Origin of the sequence: Sorangium sp. So ce327, assembly GCF_051530205.1 — a bacterium.
Lineage (GTDB): Bacteria > Myxococcota_A > Polyangia > Polyangiales > Polyangiaceae > Sorangium > Sorangium cellulosum_B.
In genome coordinates this window covers 6,769,386-6,789,202 of the sequence record NZ_CP150330.1, presented here as the reverse complement: position 1 = coordinate 6,789,202, position 19,817 = coordinate 6,769,386, and the positions used below count along the sequence as shown (strand labels likewise).

12 protein-coding genes are annotated in these 19,817 nt (G+C 71.7%); 6 read left to right on the top strand and 6 right to left on the bottom strand.

Going from position 1 to position 19,817, the window contains the following annotated elements; all coding sequences use genetic code 11:
* Nucleotides 1-258: 258 nt before the first annotated feature.
* A complete protein-coding gene (locus WME95_RS25310; protein WP_437901957.1) occupies nucleotides 259-2,316 on the bottom strand; it encodes a multicopper oxidase family protein in 2,058 nt (685 codons plus the stop codon).
* Between the two features lie 694 nt (nucleotides 2,317-3,010).
* Complete coding sequence (locus tag WME95_RS25305; RefSeq protein ID WP_437901956.1) at nucleotides 3,011-3,490, bottom strand: DsrE family protein; 480 nt, start codon at nucleotides 3,488-3,490, stop codon at nucleotides 3,011-3,013.
* Nucleotides 3,491-3,758: 268 nt separating this feature from the next.
* On the opposite strand from WME95_RS25305, the gene WME95_RS25300 reads away from it, so the two are divergent.
* Entirely contained in the window at nucleotides 3,759-4,439 is a 681-nt protein-coding gene (locus WME95_RS25300) for a phosphoribosyltransferase (RefSeq protein ID WP_437901955.1), read from the top strand.
* On the opposite strand, the gene WME95_RS25295 is transcribed toward WME95_RS25300, so the two are convergent.
* On the bottom strand, nucleotides 4,340-6,754 hold the full coding sequence (locus WME95_RS25295; RefSeq protein WP_437901954.1) for a heavy metal translocating P-type ATPase: 2,415 nt from the start codon (nucleotides 6,752-6,754) through the stop codon (nucleotides 4,340-4,342). The two genes, WME95_RS25300 and WME95_RS25295, sit on opposite strands and share 100 nt — an antisense overlap.
* 171 nt (nucleotides 6,755-6,925) lie before the next feature.
* Between WME95_RS25295 and WME95_RS25290 the strand changes: the two genes are divergently transcribed.
* The 4 genes from WME95_RS25290 to WME95_RS25275 all read left to right on the top strand — a co-directional run bounded on the left by WME95_RS25290 (nucleotide 6,926) and on the right by WME95_RS25275 (nucleotide 12,021).
* Nucleotides 6,926-8,158, top strand: a complete 1,233-nt coding sequence (locus tag WME95_RS25290) for an NrdH-redoxin (RefSeq protein WP_437901953.1) — start codon at nucleotides 6,926-6,928, stop codon at nucleotides 8,156-8,158.
* A gap of 178 nt (nucleotides 8,159-8,336) precedes the next feature.
* Nucleotides 8,337-9,686: a hypothetical protein gene (locus WME95_RS25285; RefSeq protein WP_437901952.1), complete on the top strand. Its 1,350-nt coding sequence runs from the start codon at nucleotides 8,337-8,339 to the stop codon at nucleotides 9,684-9,686.
* The gene (locus tag WME95_RS25280) at nucleotides 9,673-11,373 is read left to right on the top strand and encodes a tetratricopeptide repeat protein (protein WP_437901951.1); all 1,701 of its coding nucleotides are present in this window, start codon (nucleotides 9,673-9,675) and stop codon (nucleotides 11,371-11,373) included. Before WME95_RS25285 ends, WME95_RS25280 begins: the two co-directional genes overlap by 14 nt.
* A gap of 333 nt (nucleotides 11,374-11,706) precedes the next feature.
* Nucleotides 11,707-12,021: a hypothetical protein gene (locus WME95_RS25275; RefSeq protein ID WP_437901950.1), complete on the top strand. Its 315-nt coding sequence runs from the start codon at nucleotides 11,707-11,709 to the stop codon at nucleotides 12,019-12,021.
* A 205-nt stretch (nucleotides 12,022-12,226) separates the two neighbouring features.
* Here WME95_RS25275 and WME95_RS25270 read toward each other — a convergent pair whose 3' ends face one another.
* Nucleotides 12,227-13,447, bottom strand: a complete 1,221-nt coding sequence (locus WME95_RS25270; protein ID WP_437901949.1) for a serine/threonine-protein kinase — start codon at nucleotides 13,445-13,447, stop codon at nucleotides 12,227-12,229.
* Between the two features lie 373 nt (nucleotides 13,448-13,820).
* Here WME95_RS25270 and WME95_RS25265 point away from each other — a divergent pair, with 373 nt between their 5' ends.
* Complete coding sequence (locus WME95_RS25265; RefSeq protein WP_437910939.1) at nucleotides 13,821-17,411, top strand: SNF2-related protein; 3,591 nt, start codon at nucleotides 13,821-13,823, stop codon at nucleotides 17,409-17,411.
* Between the two features lie 225 nt (nucleotides 17,412-17,636).
* On the opposite strand, the gene WME95_RS25260 is transcribed toward WME95_RS25265, so the two are convergent.
* Together WME95_RS25260 and WME95_RS25255 are read right to left on the bottom strand one after the other, a co-directional pair.
* Nucleotides 17,637-18,230 carry a Uma2 family endonuclease gene (locus WME95_RS25260; protein WP_437540601.1) on the bottom strand — a complete coding sequence of 198 codons (594 nt, stop codon included), beginning with the start codon at nucleotides 18,228-18,230 and terminating at the stop codon, nucleotides 17,637-17,639.
* A 91-nt stretch (nucleotides 18,231-18,321) separates the two neighbouring features.
* The gene (locus WME95_RS25255) at nucleotides 18,322-19,752 is read right to left on the bottom strand and encodes an MATE family efflux transporter (RefSeq protein ID WP_437910938.1); all 1,431 of its coding nucleotides are present in this window, start codon (nucleotides 19,750-19,752) and stop codon (nucleotides 18,322-18,324) included.
* Nucleotides 19,753-19,817: the final 65 nt, after the last annotated feature.

The following is a 19,817-nucleotide window of genomic DNA, read 5'->3' as shown; positions in this document are numbered from 1 at the left end:
CATGAAGCGGTCGCACACGCTCAGGCAAGTGGGGTGTCGGCAAGACGCAAGACAGCGGTCACGACCAGGTGCACTGCGTCGACATCGCGCAGAGGGCATGAACCTCGACGTCGTAGCGGCGGACCGCGACAGCGGGGGCGTCGTCGGCGGCACCGGGCGGCGGGCCTCCCGGAGGGCTGCTCGTCGCCGCCATCGCGGCGCCCTTCGTCCTGCGATCCCGCGGCCGCGCGCGGAAGGCCGCGCCCCTCGTCGCGCCCCTCAGGTCGGTTGTCCCCGCTGGACGGGGCCGATGCGGTACGGCCGCATCATCTCGTTGTCTTCGTGCTCGAGGATGTGGCAGTGCCACACGTACTGGCCCGCGGTGAGGAACCGCGCCCGGATGCGCGTCACCTCGCCTGGATAGGCGATCACCGTGTCCTTGTAGCCCGTCTCCCACGGCTCCGGCGGACGTGCGGCGCCGACGAGCGGCGGCAACTGCCCTTCCGGCGGGGCCTCGATGTCCAGGGCCTGCCGATTGACCACCTCGAACACGGTCTCGTGGATGTGGATGGGATGGGCGTCGCCCGTCAAGTTGTGGAGCTCCCAGACCTCCGTGTCCTCCACCTGCGGATTCTCGGTGACATCGTCCTCCCACGCCAGCAGCTTGACCTTACCGTCCTCGCTCCTCCCGAGCAGCGCCGCCACCGGCGCATCCGGGAATTCCACCGGGAAGTCCACCGACGTGACCTCGCTCAGGACGAGCGGTCGCGTCCTGGTCGTCTCGCGCGGCAGCGGCGGAGCGGGCGGCAACAGCAGGAAGCGCGGCGGTGTGCTGTGATCGCATCCCGGCGTGTGCATCACGTCGAACGCCATGATCTGCCCGGTGGAGGCCCGGTCCGCCGGGGCGAAATCGACGACTGGCGCGCCGCCGCCGAACGGTTCGTCCGGGCCGACGTTGGCGAGGATGTGGCGGCCCTTCGGGACACGGCCGAAGTCGACGATGAGATCCGCGCGCTCGGCCGGCGCCATGAGCAGCCTGTTGCCGTTGGTCGCCGTGAGGTTCACCGGCGAATCCAGAAAGCCGCCCTCGTTTCCGATCATCCAGACTTCCACGCCCCGGATCCGATTGAAATCCAGGATCAAGAAACGCGACTGGCAGCCGTTGAGGAAGCGGAAGCGGTAGCGGCGCTGTTTGACCGCCAAGAACGGCCAGGTGTTGCCGTTCACCATGATCATGTTGCCGAAGAACTCGGGATTCCAGATCGGCGGGACGTCGCTTTGCGGGATGAACGGACCCGTGATGTCGCCGAAGAAGGCCCGGGTGTCCGGGTAGAACAGCGACCCGTCCGAGTTGAACGAGCGATCCTGGATCGCGATCGGGATCTCGCGATAGTGGATGTTGGGGGCGTCGCCCCGCGAAGGGGCCGGGCCGGGGAGCACGGCCGGCCTGTGGGTGCGCGCGTCCAGCACCACGTCGCCCTGGCCGCCGCGGACCAGGTAGAAGCCCGCCGGGCCGGCGTACACGTTCACGCGCGTCATCCCCAGGGTGTGATCGTGATACCATTGGGTGGAGGCCCGACCCGCGTTCGGATACTGGGCGATCGCGAATCCAGGCCCCCAGGTCACGCCGAACTTGGCGAGCGCCTTCGCCGCGAAGAAATCGTACCAGGTCCCCTCGGTCGCGTACCCCTCTGGGAGGTTGGCGGCGTCGGGCAGATACCACGCCTCGGCGTAACCGTCGCTCTCGTCGCCGACGCTCACGGCGCCGTGCACGTGGGTGACGATGGGCACGGGGCCGGTGTAACGTCCCGGCGTCTCCTGCATCTCGTCGAGCTCTGGGCGCATGTCGCGGCCCGCCATGCCTCCCGGCGGATTCGCCCAGTGCAAGGTCTGGTCGACCGGCAAGAGATGAGGCAAGTAGTTGCCGCCGGCGTCCACCAGCTCGTTGATCCATTTGATCCGCACCGGTCGTTCGTGATCGGCCTCGATCGTGAGCGACGGCGCGTGGAAGATCCGGGGCTCGCCCTGGGCGACCTTCGGCCCGTATCCCCACACGGTCGTCGCGGGGTAGGGAGGAGGCAGGATCTGTTGCTCGAACTGCCGCACGGCGATCTCGTAGTAGTCGATGAACCTGCCGCCGTGGAGCGTGATCTTGCCGGCGCGCGGCATCGCGGGCGGGACGAGCAGCGGCGTCACGTACTTGTCCACGCGCAGCGGGTCGGGCGTGCCGCCGGGGATCGCCGCGCACGCCGTGCGAACGGAGCCGCCGACCCTGTCGAGGAGGAGGAGGGTCGTGCCCCCCGCCCCGATCTTGAAGAACTGACGTCGTGTGAACATCCCCCCACCCCCCGTGTCGAACACTGGCGCGCAAGCATAGAGGCTGTTCGCTTCGACGCAACCACGATGTCCTACCACGCGACTCTTGTCATCGAGGCCGCAAGGCCGCGCCCGATACCGATGTTTGCAATCACACGCGCGCCTCGGCGCAGGGCCTACGGCCGCGCGCCGAGGCGCGCGTCAGCACACGACGTTGACGGTGATAGGCTGCGTCATGCCCTCGATCGGCTCCCCTCACCGTTCCGGGCAGGGACGTATCGGCTCGACAGCGCGCAACCCGTCGCGGCCGCACCGAACCCGTGACCCGGATCCGACACGAGGTGCACTGACACGGGCTTTACGTCCGGGCGCGCCAGGGCCTCGCGCGCCCCGGCAATACCGCTGCAGCGTCCGCCACGTGGTTGCCGTCGACATACGCCTTACCGTCGTTCGAGCGGTTGACGGTGAGCATCGCCTTGGCCGACAGCCCGGACGCCTGCGACGGCGCGGCCACCGGCGTCATCCTGCCGGGGCGGGGGCTCCACGCGCTCCACGCGCTCCACGCCCAGAGGACGAACGGGGTCGGGGTTGACCAGCGTGCCGCAGTCGATCGCCGCGACGACGCGGTGCACGCGGAGGCTCGGAGAAGTAGCTGAGCGAGCGATGGTTCTCGCGCTGAGCGCGCGGCGACCGCCGCCCCGGCGTCGCGCCTGGGTCAATACGAGAGGGAAATGACGTCCCCGCGCAGCTGATCGAGCACGGCCTGCAGGGCCGCGGGCTTGGCGCCCTCGACGAGCTCCTCGGCCTTCACCCCTGCAACCTGCATGCAATGCGGGCAGACGAACACCTTGGCTCCCTTGGCCATCGCGGCGGCCAGGAGCTCCTTCACGGGGCGCTCGCCCGCGAGCGCGACGCTGTCCGAGAGATTTCGAGACACGAGCGCGGGTGCGTGCACGTTGAAGTACAGGATCGTCGACCACCCGGCATCCAGCGAGTTGCTCGCGGCCATGAGGGCCATGGTCGCCGCGTGCACATCCTCCTGGCCGCTGGTCACGTTGAACAACAAGGTCCGCTGGCGGGCGTCCTCCGCGGTGGCGGGCTGCTTCGGCGGCGAGGCGCAGCCGGCCCCGGCCGAGACGGCGGAGGCGATCGCCAGCCCCAGCATCCATGCGCGATACACAGCTCGATTCGACATTGCGGCTCCCTCTCGATCGGCGCCGCCGACTCGGGTGGACTCTTCAGTGAGTCTCGCGTCGCGGCCAGCGCGCGCTCGATCGCACGCCTGCCACCTCGTGGTACAGTCTGGCGGCTCAGCAGGATGGATAGGCAGCCCGCGTGCCGCGGCGCTCGTCGCGGCCAGACCAGAGCGGCCCGGTGGTCTCAGGCGCGATGCGTGGCGAGACAATTGCACCCTGCACCGAGCGCCGCCGGAGATCCCAGCGACGCCGGATGGAGAGGGGAACATGCCGTTTCGAGATCGGGCCGACGCCGGCCGCCAGCTCGCGTCGCGGCTGACCGCCTATGCGGGGCGGGAGGACGTGACCCTCCTGGCGCTGCCGCGGGGCGGGGTGCCAGTGGGCTTCGAGGTAGCGAAGCTGCTGCGGGTGCCGCTGGACGTGCTGATCGCGCGCCGGATCGTGGCCCCGGACAATGATCACATGACGATCGGCGCCGTCGCGAGCGGCGGCGTTCGGGTCGTCGATGAAGAGCTCTGCCGTGCGCTGGGGGTCTCGGACAGGACGGTGCAATGGCTCGTCGACGTGGAGGCCCGGGAGGTGGAGCGCCTGGAGCGCGTCTATTACGGCTGCCACAGGGCGCCTGACATCCGGGATCGGACGCTTCTCCTCGTCGACGACGGCGTGGCGACCGGGGCGAGCATGCGCGCCGCCGTGACGGCCGTCGAGCAAGGCGGCCCGGCGGGCATCGTCATCGCGGTCCCCGTCGCATCGTATGCCGCGGTCGCGCAGCTCTCGGGGCGGGCACGCGAGTTCGTGTACTGCTATATCCGGGATCCCGTCTATTCGGTCGGGCTCTGGTACGAGGATTACTCGCCGGTGTCCGAGCAGGATGTCTGCCGGCTCCTCGGAGAGACGCTCGATCCGACCGCATCGCGCCACGGCGCCGCCGGCGCGTCTGCGTGGTAGCGCTCGCTCAGCGACGCATAGAGCTCCTCCTCTTGCGCGAAATGGAGCCGCAGCACCGCGTGGAGCCCGTAAAGGATCCGCTGGAAATCCTGCACGTCCGCGGCCGTGGGCCCGCGCGGGTCAAGCTCTCCGAGCAGCTGCTCGTACAGCCGGATCAGGTGGAAGATCTCCCGGTGCGTCGCGCTCATGGGCGCCAGAGGATCCTCGCCGCCGAGCAGCCTGGAGATGACCGGATAGACCTCGGCGTCGTCGGCGCGCTCGTGCGGGAGGAGCCGCTCGCGGAGGAAGCGGTCGAGCGCGTCGAGCTCTGCGCGCGCCGCCTCCCTCGCCAGGTGGTCGATGCGCTCGGCGACGACCCGCACCCGATCGAGCATCGGGATGAGCTGGTCGTGCTCCAGCTCCAGCCGGCGGCTCATGGCCTCCCCGAGGGCTGGCCTCCTCGCGCCGCGCCCGCCGCTCTGCGCCCGCAGCGCGCTCAGGATCGCGGCGACGTCGATCGCCTCCTGCAGCAGCGCGCCGGCGGCGGCCGGCAGGAAGCCGAACGCCGCCGCGCCCATCGCGACAAGCGACAGCCCCATGCCGAGGATCGCGCTTTGCGCGGCGATCGCGCGGGCGCGGCGCGCGATGGTCACGGCCTCGGCGAAGCGATCGAGCCTGTCCACCACCAGCACCACGTCGGCCGCCTCGGCGGACGAGGTGGCCCCGCGCGCGCCCATCGCGACGCCGACGTCGGCTGCGGCGAGCGCTGGAGCGTCGTTGATCCCGTCGCCGATCATCACGGTGAGCCCCTCGGCGCGCGCCTCGCGCACGGCGGCGACCTTCTCCTCCGGCGAGCGCTGGGCGAGCACGCGATCCACGCCGAGCGTGGCGCCCACCGTCTCGGCGACGAGGGGGTGGTCGCCCGTCACCATCACGACACGGCGAATGCCGACCCGCCGCAGCGCCCGCAAGGTCCGCGGCGCATCGGGGCGGATCGGGTCGTCGAGCGTCAGCGCGCCGATGACGCGGTCGTCCACGGCCACGAACACGGTCATCGCACCGGCGCGGGACGCGCGGCGCCGGAAGGCGAGGGCGTCCTCCGGGAGCGGCGCGCCCTGCGCCGCCCATTCGGCGCTCCCCACGCGGACGGCGCGCCCGTCCACCCGGCCCGTCATTCCGGCGCCGGGCGCCTCCTGAGCGCCCTCCGGGAAGGACAGCCGGAGGCGACGCTCGCGGGCAGCGTGCACCAGGGCCGCGGAGAGCGGGTGCGACGAGATCTGCTCGAGGGACGCCGCCAGGCGGAGCACCTCCGTGTCGTCCTCGATCGACCGGAAGCACGTCACTCCGGTCACGCGCGGGCCGCCGAACGTGAGCGTGCCTGTCTTGTCGAGGAGCAGGATCTCGGCCCGGGCGAGGGCCTCGAGCGCGGCGCCGCTCTTCACCACGATGCCGCGCCGGGCCGAGCGCGAGATGCCGCCGACGATCGCGATGGGCACCGCGAGGAGCAGCGGGCAGGGGGTCGCGACGACGAGCACGGCGAGCCCGCGGCCGGCGTCGCCGGAGAGGCCCCACGCCGCGGCGGCCATGGCGAGCGAGAGCGCGGCGAACACCATGGCATGGCGATCGGCGAGGCGGGCGAGCGGGGCCTTCGAGGCGGACGCCTGCTGCACGAGGCGGACGATGCCGGCGTACGTGCTCTCGTCCGCGCTCGCGACGGCGCGGAGCTCGAAGGCCGCGCCGGCGTTCGTGGTCCCGCTGCCCACGCGGTCGCCAGCCGCCTTTTCGACCGGCCGCGGCTCTCCGGTCAGCGCCGATTCATCGAGGAGCGCCCGCGCGCCCACGACGACCCCGTCGACCGGCACGATCTCGCCCGGCTTGACCAGCAGGCGGTCGCCGGGGGCGACGGCGCCGATCGGGATGGTCGTGACGTCGGCCCCCTCGCGGCGGTGCGCGGTGCGGGGAGCGCGAGCGAGCAGGGCAGAGAGCTCGCGCCGCGCGCGCGCGGCCGCGTACCCCTCCAGGGCGCTGCCAGTCGCCATCATCGCCCCGATCAGCGCGCCGGCCAGGTACTCCCGGAGCAAGAGCGCGCCGCCGATGGCGAGGAGCGCGATGACGTCGACGCCGGCCCGCTTCTTCAGCACGTCGGCCAGGATGCGCGCGCCCACCAGGGCGAGCGCGATGAGCGCGCCGGCCGCCCAGAGCATGTCTCCCAGACGCGCGTGTCCTTCGAGGTGCGCCGCGGCTCCGCCCAGCAAGCCGGAGAGCGTCGACACGACGAGCGCGCGGCTCCTCACGGACGGCCGCTCGGGCCCAGGTGCGTCGCGCTGTGACACCATGGAATATGCCCGCGGCATCGCTGTGATGTGTCTGCCAGACCCAGCAATCGCTGTGCCCCGTCGACGCGCGCTATGCATCACGAGCCACGTTCGAGGCCGCTCGCTGCGCTCGTGAACTGCGCTTGTGGGCTGCGCTCGTGGACTGCTCACGTGATCCGCTGAGCATGCATCGTGCGACGGCCGCTCCGCATGCGACCTGCCGTCGTCGTGCGAGCGCTGGTGACGTGCGTGCTCGCCTTCTCGCTTCTCTGGAGCGACTTCGCGCGAGCTGCGCCGATCGAGCCGCGCGCCGATGTGGAGCTGTTCGCGCGTGAGGGATGCCCTCGATGCGACGAGGCCAAGCGCTTCCTGACCGAGCTCGAGGGCCGTCGGCCCGGCCTGCGTACGATCGTCGCGGATGTCGTCGAGGACCGCGCGGCGCTCGACCGGCTGAGGGCGATCGCGGAGGGGCAGTCGACCGCTGCCGTGAGCGTCCCCGCGTTCTATGTGCGCGGGGTGCTCGTCGTCGGGTACGCGGGGCGCGACGCGACGGGCCGGCGCATCGAGGCGTTGCTCGACAGCGCGCCGCCGCCGCCCACCGCGGCCGGCGAGCCTGCCGCGTCGTGTCCGCTCGCGCCGGAGCAGCCGCCGTGCCCAGCCAACGGCGCCGCGCCGCGCGCGGGCGTCGTCGACGTGCCCGTCCTCGGGCGACTGGACGTCCGCGATCTTGGCCTGCCGGCGTTCACCGTCCTCCTGGGGCTCGTGGACGGCTTCAACCCGTGCGCCATGTGGGTGCTCCTCTTTCTCCTCTCCTTCCTCGCCACGCTGCGGAGCCGGGCGAAGATGCTGCTGATTGCCGGCGTGTTCGTGCTCGTGAGCGGTCTCGCCTATTTCGCCTTCATGGCCGCCTGGCTGAACTTCTTCCTCCTGGTCGGCGCCTCGCGTGCCGTGCAGATCGCGCTGGGAGCCATCGCCGTGCTCGCCGGTTCGGTCCACATCAAGGACTTCTTCGCGTGGAAGCGGGGCGTGTCGCTCAGCATCCCTGAGCCGGTGAAGCCGGGGATCTACGCGAGGATGCGGGCCGTCGTCAGGGCGGAGACCCTGCCCTCCGCGCTCGCCGCCGCGGGCGTCCTCGCCGTCATGGTCAACGTGGTCGAGCTGCTCTGCACCGCGGGCTTGCCGGCGCTCTACACCCAGCTCCTCGCCGAGAAGCGCCTCCCCGCGTGGCAGCACTACGCCTATCTCGGGCTCTACAACCTGGCTTACATGGCGGACGACATGATCATGGTCGGTATCGCGGTGGCGACGTTGAGCCGCCGCAAGCTGCAGGAGAAAGAGGGACGATGGCTCAAGCTGCTGAGCGGAGCGATCATGGTGCTGCTCGGTCTGCTCCTGCTGTTCAAGCCCACCTGGCTGGCCTCATGATCGCCGGGGAGGGGTCCTGGCGGCTGGTGGATCCTGGACGAGCCGAGGCGCGTCCACCCCGGAGACGGGTGCGACCCATCTTTGTTGGATCGCGCCGGCCCGGCGGGGGGACGCGGGCGGCGGTGACGCTGCCGTGCGGCCAGGCTTGTGGTAGCGTCCGCCCCGGAGCTCCTCTGCCATGAGCAACGCCCCGATCGCCACCCTCCGCGGCCACGCGGTCTCCAGCCGCGTGCTGACCCCGCCGCCCGCGCAGAATCTGGACGATGCGGTCCGCCTCTGCGACCCCTACTCGCCGCTGGACCCGCGGGAAGATTCCAGCCTGTTCGCCAACCTGACGGCCATCCGCGGCAGCGATCGCCTCGGCCGGATCGTCCGCAACATCCGTCGGTCCGGTGGGATTCCAACCCTCCACTTCGTCAGCGGTCACCTCGGGAGCGGGAAGACCACAGAGCTCCTTCGAATGAAGGTCCAGCTGGAGACGGCCTCTCACGGCGCGCCGCTCGCGACGGTCCTGTTCCTCGACGCCGATGTGATGCTGAACCGGACCGACATCGACCTCGAGGACATCCTCCTCGCGCTGTGGAAGCTCGTTTATGAGCAGCGGAAGGCGGCGGCCGTGAAGGTGCTCATGCCGCTGTGGAAGGACCAGATCAAGGAGGCGCTGAGCAAGACGATCACCAATCTTCCCGGCGACATCTCGGAGGCGCTCACCCGGATCCTCGGCGAGGTCCGCCTGCCCAGCGCGGAGCGTCGGAAGGACATCCGCACCGCCCTGCGGTCCACGACGGCCGTGCTGATCGAGGGGCTGAACAAGGCCTTCGCCGCGACCAGGGAGGCGCCGGACGACGGCGCGGGTCCGCTGGTGGTGCTCATCGACAACATGGAGAAGCTGAGCCAGGCACACCACGAGGGGGTGGAGCGGCTTTACCGGGAGCGGATGGGCGCCCTGAAGAGCCTCGACGCCCACCTCGTCATCACGGTTCCGCTGTATCTCTGTTACGCGCCGGCCGGCGCGGGGCTGAGCGGGCTCTACGGCGGCGAGATCGTCGTCGTGCCGATGATCGAGGTCCGCCGGCGCGCCGCGGAGGGCGGTGGGGACAACCAGGGCGGCGTGTCCGCGCTGGCAGACTTGCTCAGGAAGCGAGTGCGGTTCGATGGTCTGTTCGAGGAAGGCGACAGGGCCGCGGACCGAATCGCGCGCCTCAGCGGCGGCTGCATCCGGCACGCGCTCCACATGGTGCGGGCAGCCAGCAATGAGCACGATGACCCCCCGGTGACCGCGGCCTCGGTCGATCGTGCCGCGGCCATCTTGCAGGCCGATTTCGAGCGGGCGCTGCCTGAGCGATACGTGCCGATCCTGCGCCAGATCGCAGAGACGAATCGATTTCCGGACCAGTGCGAGGAAGGGGTGAAGCGCGACCTGCTGCTCAACCTGTTCGTCCTCGAATATCAGAACGGCGGTCCGGACCCGTGGCACGCGGTCCACCCGCTCGTGGAGCGGTGCCGGAAGTACCGTGAGCACGGGTGAACCTGCGGGCGGGGGGTCGTATTTGCCAGGGTCGGCTGGCGAGCCCATCGCCAGCCTGACCGACGAGTCCGAGGAGCGGCTCAGGGCGCTCCGCCGGGGACTGCGGCGCGCGGACCGGTTCACGTTGTTCGTGGTGCTGGCGTCTGGCGCAGCGCGGGCCGAGGTGTTGCGGCGGATGCGAGGATGGAGCGGGCAGGACGGGCTCCCGGCCTTCCAGTTCCTGCCGGAGGGAGCGCAGGGCGCGCGCGCCGTGGAAGAGCTCCTGGAGACCGCGGGTCCTGTCCAGCCTCTCCGGGGTGTCGTCGTGCCCGATACAGCGTCGTTGCTCGACACTGCGGAAGGTCGCGCAATTCAGGCGCTCAACGTCGCGCGCGATACGCTGGCACGCGTGATCGTGGGACCGCTCGTGCTGGTGCTCTCGCGGGACCGCGCCGCCGATCTGCCTCGGGTGGCCCCTGATCTGTTCGACGTGCGATCAGGGACATGCGAGGTGGATTCGCTCCCAGGCGTCACGATGGGCGACGAAGCGAGGCTCGCAGCGCCGCCCGACGAAGCGCGACGCCCGGCGGGATCCATCGATGAGCTGGACGAGCTGAGGGCGACGGCAGCCCGACTTCGCGAGACGATGGCCTCGCCGGAGGCACCGCCGCCAGCCGCGCTGGCCGATGCATGGCTGAATCTTGGGCGGAAGCTACTGGCTCATCACCATGCCCTCGACGAGGCGCTGGCTAGCTCGAGAGAGGCGAGGCGCCTGGCGGAGGGTATCGGCTATCATGGCGCAGTTGCGGCTGCCTTGGTCCTTGAAGGCGACGTGGCGATGTACCGTGACGATCTCGAACGCTCGAGGAAGGCATACGAGCATGGCCTGGAGATCTCTCGAGCGGCCCAGGATCGCCTCGGCGAGGCCAACTGCCTGAAGAGCCTCGGCGACCTCGACATGCGCGTCGATGACCTCGATGCCGCTCGCGCCTCGTACACCCTCGCTTTGCCCATCTTTCGCGAGATTCGCGATCGCCGCTGCGAGGCCAACTGCCTTCAGAGCCTCGGCGACGTCGACAGGCGCGTCGACGACCTCGATGCCGCTCGCGCCTCGTACACCCTCGCTCTGGCCATCTTTCGCGAGATTCGCAGTCGCCTCGGCGAGGCCAACTGCCTTCAGAGCCTTGGTCTCCTGGCGCTTGCGGCCGGCGAGCCCAAGGAAGCCTTTCAGTGCTTCCTGGAGGTGCTCGCCCGCCATCGCGAAATCCGGACTCAATTTGGCGAGCAGGCTGCTCACGGCTACCTCGCACGCACAGCCGCGGCTGTCGGCGCTCAGGACCAGGCGTTGATCCTCGCAGAGCGCTCCCTGGACATCGGCCGGCGGATACACTCTCGCTTTGGTCAGAGACTCACACTGGAGCTCCAGCACCGGCTCTTCTCCAGCCTGCAGGACGGCCGGGCATCCCTCGCCACCGCCCTTCTACTCCGCGATCTCTGCACCTCCCTCCGCGAGGTCGAACGCGCCAAGCGCTACGCTGCCCTCCTTGAAAAGGCACAGCGCACGCTGCCCGCCGAGGCGTGGGCCGACCTCCAGCAACACGCCGAAGCCATCCGCCAGGCGGCCGTTGCTGCAGCCTCTCAGCGTCTCCAGGACGCCGGCCGCGACCCCTACGCGCTCCCCAGCCCCCGTGACGCCACGACTCCGTGACGTCCCAGAACCCCCGCCACGCCGGCCACTTCCGCCACCTCGTCGAGGTCGCCCTCGTCGTCCAGCACCTCGGCATGTTCAGCCTCCCCAGCCGGACGGGCCTCCTCCGCTCTCACCACGGGCGCGCTGCAGGGCCGGCCAGGCCAGCTGTCGCGGCGCTGGCGACAGGGGCTGTTCGGGGCGCGGGCCCTCCCGTGCCGCTTTCGTGCTGGCGAGGCCCAGGCTGGGAGGGGTGATGTATACGCGAACGAGGCGCCGCGGCGAACGCTCCCTGAAGGCGCAGGACTCGCGGCCTTCTGCCGGAGGTGAAGCATGTCGATGCGCGCAAAAGGAATGGTGCTTTTCATCATCGGCCTCGGTTGCGCGAGCTGTGCCAAGAGCGAGGAGGAGATTCAGGAGGAGTTTGATGTGATCGTCGCCGAGTCGAACGCGTGCAATGACCCCTCGGAGTGCGTCTATGCGTCGCCCGGCTGCCCGCTCGGGTGTTTCGTGCCCGTGAACAGCGCCAAGAAAGCGTATGTGGAAGAGGAGGCGCGCGAGCTCATCGAGGACAAAGAGCGCTGGGGGACGTACTGCCAGTACGAATGCGCCGTGCCGGGCCCGCTCGAGTGCGTCGAGGGCCGCTGTCGGGAGGGCGCCTCGCCCTGACGCACGTGTCGCTCGCCGCAGCTTCGAGCGACACGACGGAGCGACAACGCAGCGCTGTGGCACGACGAGCGTAGATGGCGCCTTGAAGACGTGCCCGCTGGGCGGATGCAGCAGAGGGCGCGCCTGGGTTCCCGGACCGGGCGTCTGGGTTCCTGGACGGCCCCGCCCGCGTCCTGACGAGGTGGCCGCGGCGCGAAACCCGCGATCAGGGCGTTGTACCCTGGCGTTCCAGGAGGCGCGCCGTCATCGCCTGCGCGGCGTCGGCGACCCGGGCGGCGGCGCGCGCCGTGTCGCGGACCACCTCGTCCACACGGCGCGCGCCGTCGCTCCCGGCCCGCCCCCAGAGCAGCGCCGTGGGCAGCGCGATCCCGAGCACCAGCGCCGCCCCGGCCGCCGCGACGCGCCAGCGCCGCCTCCGCGGCGCTGCCGGCGGCGCCACCGGCACCCCCGCCGCGGCCTCGAAGGCGGCGATCATCGCCTGGACGCTGGGGAACCGCTCCGACGGGCTGATGGCGAAGGCGCGCGCGAACCACGCCTCCAGGGCGGGCGGCGCTCCCGGGCACAACGTGGCCAGCGGGGGGCGCCCGCTGACCAGGATGGCCGCGAGCACCGCGGCCAGGTTGCGGCCCGGGAACGGCTGCCGCCCGGTCAGCGCCTCGTGCGCGACGACGGCGAGCGACCACATGTCGAGCTGCGGGCCGCCCAGGCCTTCACACGTGTGCTCCGGGCTCAGGTAGGCCGGCGTGCCCAGCACCACCCCGTCCGCGGTGCGGCGGCGGAAATCGGCCGGCCGATCCTGGCCGACCCACTTGGCGATCCCGAAGTCGGTGATCTTGGCGCATAGATGGCCGTCGCTCCCCTCCACAAGAAGGATGTTCGACGGCTTGATGTCCCGGTGCACGACGCCAAGGCCGTGCGCCACCGACAGCGCCTCTCCCAACTGGCGGAGCAGCGACGCGAGCTCGACGGCGGGGATCGTCCCTCGCTCGTCCAGCAGCTGACGCAGCGACCTGCCGCGCACGTGCTCCATCACGATGTACGGGCCCGCCGCCAGGTCCTCGCCGGCGTCGAGCACGGCGACGACGCCGCGGGTCTTCTGTCCGAGCTGCGCGGCGACCCGCGCCTCCAGGCGGAACCGCTCGATCGCATCGACGTTCCGTCCGCCCCGCGCCACCGTGAGGAACTTCAGCGCGACATCGGCGCGCCGGACGCCGTCGTGCGCGCGCCAGACCTCGCCCATCGCGCCGCGCCCGAGCAGCTGATCGACCTGGTAACGCCCGTCGATGAGGCGGCCTCGCAGCCGTACGGAGCGGCGCGAGGAGGCCGGGCGGGAGTCCGCCGGTCGATCGGCGAGCGCGACGGCAGCGCGCGCGCCGTCTCTCCTCTGGGAGTCAGGTTGTGAATCGAACGAGGAAGGATGGAACACGATCGAGCACCTCCGTGCCGCCTCTGTGTCCCAGCCACGTCGGTGTCCCTTCCGGGCGACGCGCTGGGATCAGGGACCGGGGCATGCCCAGAGCGTATCGCGAACACGCGACCCTGGGAATCCAGGACAGCGCACTTCCAGCAGAGTGCCAATCGCGGATACGCGCTCACAAGGTCGTACGATCGCGCCGGATGTCGGGTCGGGCGCGCAGCGCGGCGCAGAGCCGGCGCGTCGCCTCGCGCAGCTCGCCTTCGTCGAGCGACGCGAACCCGCGCCGCGCGGCGCCGCACCCTACAGCGCGCTCGCTCCCGGGGGCAGCGCGCCGGAACCCCTTGAACCGGGCCCTCGCACCGACGACGTTACGCCGCCCGTCATGCCCGGCGACACCCAGGCCGTTCCCCCCGCAGCCCCCGCGGCGCCCTTCGAGACCCGCGCGGCCCTCCTCGCCTGGCTCGCGCAGCACGGCGTCGCGCACCTGGCCCGGCTGAGCCTCGAGGCGGTGGCGCCGCGCGTCGACCCCACGCTCTGGCCCGAGCTGCAGCTCCTCGGCGCGCGGCGGCGCCTCATCGACCTCGCGAGCTCCGAGTCGCTCGCTGGCGCGCTCGCGTGGCTCGCGCCCTCGCGCCTCCGCGACGTCCTGCCGCCCCTCGTCGCTCGCTTCCTGGAGGACGAGCGCGACGACGCCGCGCTCGCGCGCTCCGCCGTCGCGTCGCTCCTGCGCGCGCCCGAGGAGCCGCGAGCCCAGTCGGCGCACGAGCGGCTCTGCGAGCTGCGCGCGCGCGTGCCGGAGGCGGCGGCCCCGCGCCCCGAGCGGGCGCTCCGGGCCGCCGCGCTGCGGTTCGACGCCGCGCTCCCCGGCTTTCGCCTCGACGACCCGCGGCCCTTCGAGGCGCACCGCGCGGGCGCCGGCTTCGTCAGGCCGGAGGCGCGGCTGACCCTCGCGCCCGGGGCTCTCCGCGCCGAGTGCGACTGCGGCGCGGCCGGCTGCGTCCACGTGCTGGCGGCCATCGACGCCGCGCTGCTCTGGCTCCGCCAGCCCCCGAGCGAGGCCTTCTTCCAGGCGCTCGACGAGCTCGGCCGCCCCGCCTGGGAGCGCGCCTTGCTGGCGCTCGACAGGGCCCTCGACGAGGGCCCGGGGGCGCGCGGCGGCGTCGAGCTCTCCTTCCGGCTGGACGTCGTCGAGGCGGCCGGCGTCGTTGTCGCGCCCTGGATCCACCGGCTGGGCAAGAAGGCGCAGCGCGGCGCCGGGGCGCGGCTCGGCAAGAAGCGCCTCCTGCTGGAGCACGGCGGAAAGCTCTCCCCCGAGGACGCCCGCATCGCGTCCCTCCTGCCCGAGGGCAACGCCTTCGCCTCGCGGGCGCTGCTCGAAGCGCTCATCGGCCACCCGCGCCTCTTCCTCGACGAGGCGCCCGACGTCGCCGTGCGGATCGAGCGCGCGCCGGTGGGCGTCGTGGCCGAGGAGCGCCACGGCGCCGTGCGGGTGAGCGCCGGCGTCGAGGGCACGGCGCTGCCCCCTGCGCTGCTCGATCGCGCGCGCCGGGCCCGGCCCGAGGAGGTGCTGTTCCTCTGGGACTGGGACAAGGGCGCGCGGCGGCTCACGCTGCTCGACGTCAAGGCCGAGATCCGGGCGCTGCTCGACGTGCTCGCGCGCGAGGGCGACGTCTTCCCGCCCGAGAGCCACGGCGCGCTGCTCGCCGCGCTCTCGCGGTGGGCGCTGCGCGTGCCCGTGGCCATGCCGCGCAGCGTGATGGGCGAGTCGGTCCCGCCGGAGCTGCTCCCGGTGCTGCGGCTCACGGCCCAGCCCCGCGGCGCGGTAGAGGTCGAGCTGCGCGTGCGGCCGCTCGCCGACGCCCCGCCGCTCGTGCCGGGCGCGGGCGCGCGCGACGTCCACGTGCGGCGCGGCGACCGGGCCCTGCACGCGGTGCGCGACCTGCGCCGGGAACAGGACTTCGCCGCCGCGCTCGCCGCCGAGCTCCCGCTCGCCGGGGCTGAGCCGTTCGAGGATCGCCCGTTCCACTACCGCTTCGCCGGCGCGCAGGGCGCGCTCGATCTGCTCGCGGCCTGCGCGCGGCGCGAGCCGCCCCCGGAGCTCGAGTGGGTCAGCGAGCCCCTGCGCGTCGTGGGCGACGGGGGCCCCCGCGCGCTCAAGGTCGTCCTCGAGAAGCGGCGCGAGTGGTTCGGCGCCCTCGGCGGACTGAGCGTCGCGGGAGAGCGCGTGGAGCTGGCCCGGCTGCTCGACTCGGCGCGCCGCCACGAGCGCTACGTGCAGGTCGAGGCCACCACCTACGTGGAGCTGGGCGAGGCCCTGCGCGCCCACCTCGAGCGCCTGGCCGATCATGTCCACGACTCCCCGCACGGCCTCTCGGTGGGCCCCTCGGCCGCCGCGGTGCTGTGGGAGCTCGAGCGGGCCGGCGCCGCGATCGAGGCGGACGGCGCGTTCCGGGGGCTCGTCGAGCGGGTCGTGGCCGCCGGCGAGCTCTGCCCCGCCGTGCCGGCGTCGCTCGCGGGCGAGCTCCGCCCTTACCAGCTCGACGGGTACCGCTGGCTCGTGCGCCTCGCGGCCTGGGGCGCGGGGGGCGTGCTCGCCGACGACATGGGCCTCGGCAAGACGGTGCAGGCGCTCGCCGTCCTGATCGAGCGCGGCGAGCGCGGGCCGGCGCTCGTCGTCGCGCCCACCTCGGTGGCCTTCAACTGGCAGGACGAGGCGCGGCGCTTCGCGCCCTCCCTCCGCCTCACGGTCTACGCGGACGAGGCCGATCGCGACGGCGCGCTCGCGCGGCTCGGCCCGGGCGACGTGCTGGTGCTCAGCTACGGCCTGCTCGTGCGCGACGCCGCGCGCCTCGCGGCGCGGCGCTTCGCCACCGTCGTCTTCGACGAGGCGCAGAGCCTGAAGAACGCGACCACCCAGCGCTTCCGCGCCGCGAGGGCGCTCCAGGCGGACTTCAGGTTCGCGCTCTCGGGCACGCCGATCGAGAACCACCTCGGCGAGCTCTGGAGCCTCTTCGCGCTCGTCTTCCCCGGCCTCCTGGGCGGCTGGGACGCGTTCCGCGACCGCTACGCCATGCCGATCGAGCGGCACATCGACCCTGCCGCGGGGCCCGCGCTCGCGCGCGTGCTCGCCCCGTTCCTCCTCCGGCGGACCAAGGCGCAGGTGGAGGCCGAGCTGCCGGCGCGCACCGAGGTGCGCGTGCCGGTCGTGCTCTCGGGCGCCGAGTGGCAGCTGTACGAGGACGCGCGCCTCGCGGCGCTGTCCGACCTCGAGACGCCCCGGGCGGTCCGGCGCGAGCAGGAGCGGCGCGTCGAGGTGCTGGCGGCGCTCACGCGCCTCAGGCTGCTCGCGTCGCACCCGCGCCTCTACGACGCGCGCTCGACGCTCGACTCGTCCAAGCTCGCGCGCTTCCTCGGGCTCGTCGAGGAGCTGTGCGCGGAGGGGCAGCGCGCGCTCGTGTTCAGCCAGTTCACGTCGCACCTCGCGCTGGTGCGCGAGGCGCTCGAGGCGCGCGGCGTCGCGTACGTCTACCTCGACGGCGCGACGCCCCGGAAGGCCCGGGCCGAGCGGGTGCGCGAGTTCCAGGAGGGGTCGTCGCCGCTCTTTCTGATCTCGCTGAAGGCGGGGGGGTTCGGCATCAACCTCACGGCGGCCACCAACGTGATCCACCTCGACCCCTGGTGGAACCCCGCGGTCGAGGATCAGGCCTCGGACCGGGCGCACCGCCTGGGCCAGCGGCGGCCGGTCACCATCTATCGCCTGGTGGCGCTCGGCACGATCGAGGAGAAGATGCTGTCGCTGCACGCGGAGAAGCGCTCGCTCGTGGCGCAGGTGCTCGGCGGCAAGGACACCGCCGGCAAGCTCTCGACGCAGGAGCTCGTCGACTTGCTCTCGGCGCAGCTCCGGGGGCCGGACGGCGGCGAGGGCGGTGACGGCGAGCTCTCGGACTCCCGCCCTCCGAGTTGCGCTCTTTGACTCGGGATCTCTGACTCGGGATCTCTGTCTCGTGCCGTCCGACTTCCGCGCTCCGTGGACCGAAGGTGGGCGCTGCGTCCGCCCAGCTGAAGCATTCCCCTCGGAATTTCCGAGAAAATTGAACAGGGAGGCGGGGAGACGGGGAGGGAAATCTTCAAAATACTCCCCGTCTCCCCGCCTCCCTGTTCAATTTCCCCGCTGAAAAGGGCTGCAAAATGAGAGAGTTTATCCGGTCGCCCAGAGCACGGCGAGATCGAGCTCGATGGCCTGGAAGGGCGTGGCGCGGACGCTCGCGGTGTCGCGGTGGGTGGCGATCGGCGCCCAGCTGCGGTCCGCGGCGAGCGTGAAGATCTCCAGGGTCCGCTGGAGGGGCGCGATCAGCCAGACGTGCCGCACGCCCTCGCGCGCATAGATGGGCATCTTCTCCTTGCGATCGTGCTGCTCGGTCGAGGGGCTCAGGACCTCGCAGATCCAGTCCGGAGCGAGCGAGAAGTAGGGCGTGTCGGGGAGCTCGGCCATGCGCTCGCGACGCCACCCGGCGAGGTCCGGCACGACGACATCCACGTCGCCTGGCGAGGCCGGATCGGGGAAGTGGATCTCGGGCTCGTCCAGGATCCACCAGCCACCCGGGCCGTTCTTGCCGTGATCGAAGGGACCGCCGAGCTCGATGCCCAGGCTCGAGGCGGCGCGCGCGTGCCGCGGCGCTGGCCGGGGGAAGAGGTGAAGCTCGCCGCCGATGAGCTCTGCCACCTTGTTCGGCGGCGCCGCCTCGAGGTCGGCGTACGTCGCGCGTCGACGTTTCTCGGCGGGATGGCCCATGGGTCCAGCGTGCCCTGAGGGGGGCGGCGAAGCAAGGTGCAAGCCCCAGGCCTCCGCGCAGGGCGGCCGGTCTGCAGGCGCTTCGCCGCCCTCACGCCTCTCCGACCTCGCTCGCAAACGCCTGCGCGGGGTCGGCCTGCCTCGCCGCGTCGCCCGGAGGCGCCTTGTGGACGAGGGGCCGCTTCCATCGCCCCGAGGCGTAGTAGGCCGTGCCGGCGATCATCGACACGACGAAGCTCGCCGCGATGGCGTACCAGACGCCCTTCACGCTGCGCATCTCGCGCGAGAGCCAGTACGCGAGCGGGGCGCGGACGACCCAGAGGCTGAGCAGCGTCGTCGCGGTCGTGATCATGGTCGCGCCGGCGCCGTTGATGATGCCGTTGCTCACGAAGGTGAGGCCGAAGAACACGTAGCACGCGCCGACCGTGTGCAGGTACGACACGCCGAGCTCGATGACGGCCGGATCGGTGATGAACACCCTGAGGAGCGCCTCGGGGAACGCGACCGCCACCGCCGAGATGAGGAGCGTCATGCCGCCGCTGAACACGCACCCCCACGCGAAGATCTCGCGCACGCGGCCGTGGTGCCCCGCCCCCAGGTTCTGCCCGGCGAGCGTCGATATCGCCATCCCCATGTTGATCGCCGGCAGGAAGGCGATCTGGTCGATGCGCGAGGCCGCGCCGAACGCGGCGGTCGCGATCTCCCCGAACCCGTTCACGATCCCCGTCACGACGACCATGCCCAGCGCCACCACCGACTGCTGGACGGCCGCCGGCACGCCGATTCGGAGCGTCTTTCGCATCGTCGGCCCGAGCTGGCCGAAGCGCGGCCAGCGCGGCGCGATCGGCGACCTGCGGGCGTGGAGGTACAGGTTGAGCGCCACGAGCGCGATGGCCTGAGAGACGAGCGTGGCCCACGCCGTCCCGTTCAGGCCGAGCTCCGGCAGCCCCAGCCGCCCGAAGATGAGGAGCGGGTCGAGGACGGTCGTCAGCACGACGGAGCCGAGCAGGAAATAGAGCGGCGTCCTGGAGTCACCGGTGCCTTGCAGCATGCTCCGGAGCGCGAGCATGCCGAAGCTGAACGGCAGCGAGAGCAGGTAGATGCGGAGATAGCTGACCGACGGCGCGAAGACGTCGGCCGGCGTGTCCATCGCGCGGAGGATCTGGGGCGTAAAGAGCTCCCCGAGGGCGGTCAGCAGGAGGCCCAGGCCGTAGATCAGCACGGTGGAGCCGTCGACCACGCGCCGCAGCTCATCGAACCGCCTGGCGCCGAAGCTCTGCGAGACGAGGATGTTCGTCGCCAGGGTCATCCCCATCCCGACGCCGAAGATGGTGAAGACGATCGGGAAGCTCACGGTGACGGCCGCCAGCGCCGCCGTGCCCAGGTACTGACCGACCCAGATGGCGTTGATGAAGCTGTAGGTCGTCTGAAGGAAGCCCCCGATCAGCATCGGGAGCGAGAACGTCACGATATGTCTCGGGATGCTGCCTGTCGTCAGATCGGTTCCAAACTTCGATTGCATCAGGTTCCTCGCCTGGGAGCGGGTGGAGAGCGGCCTCGTGGTGGGCTGTTCAATCGCGGCGTAAC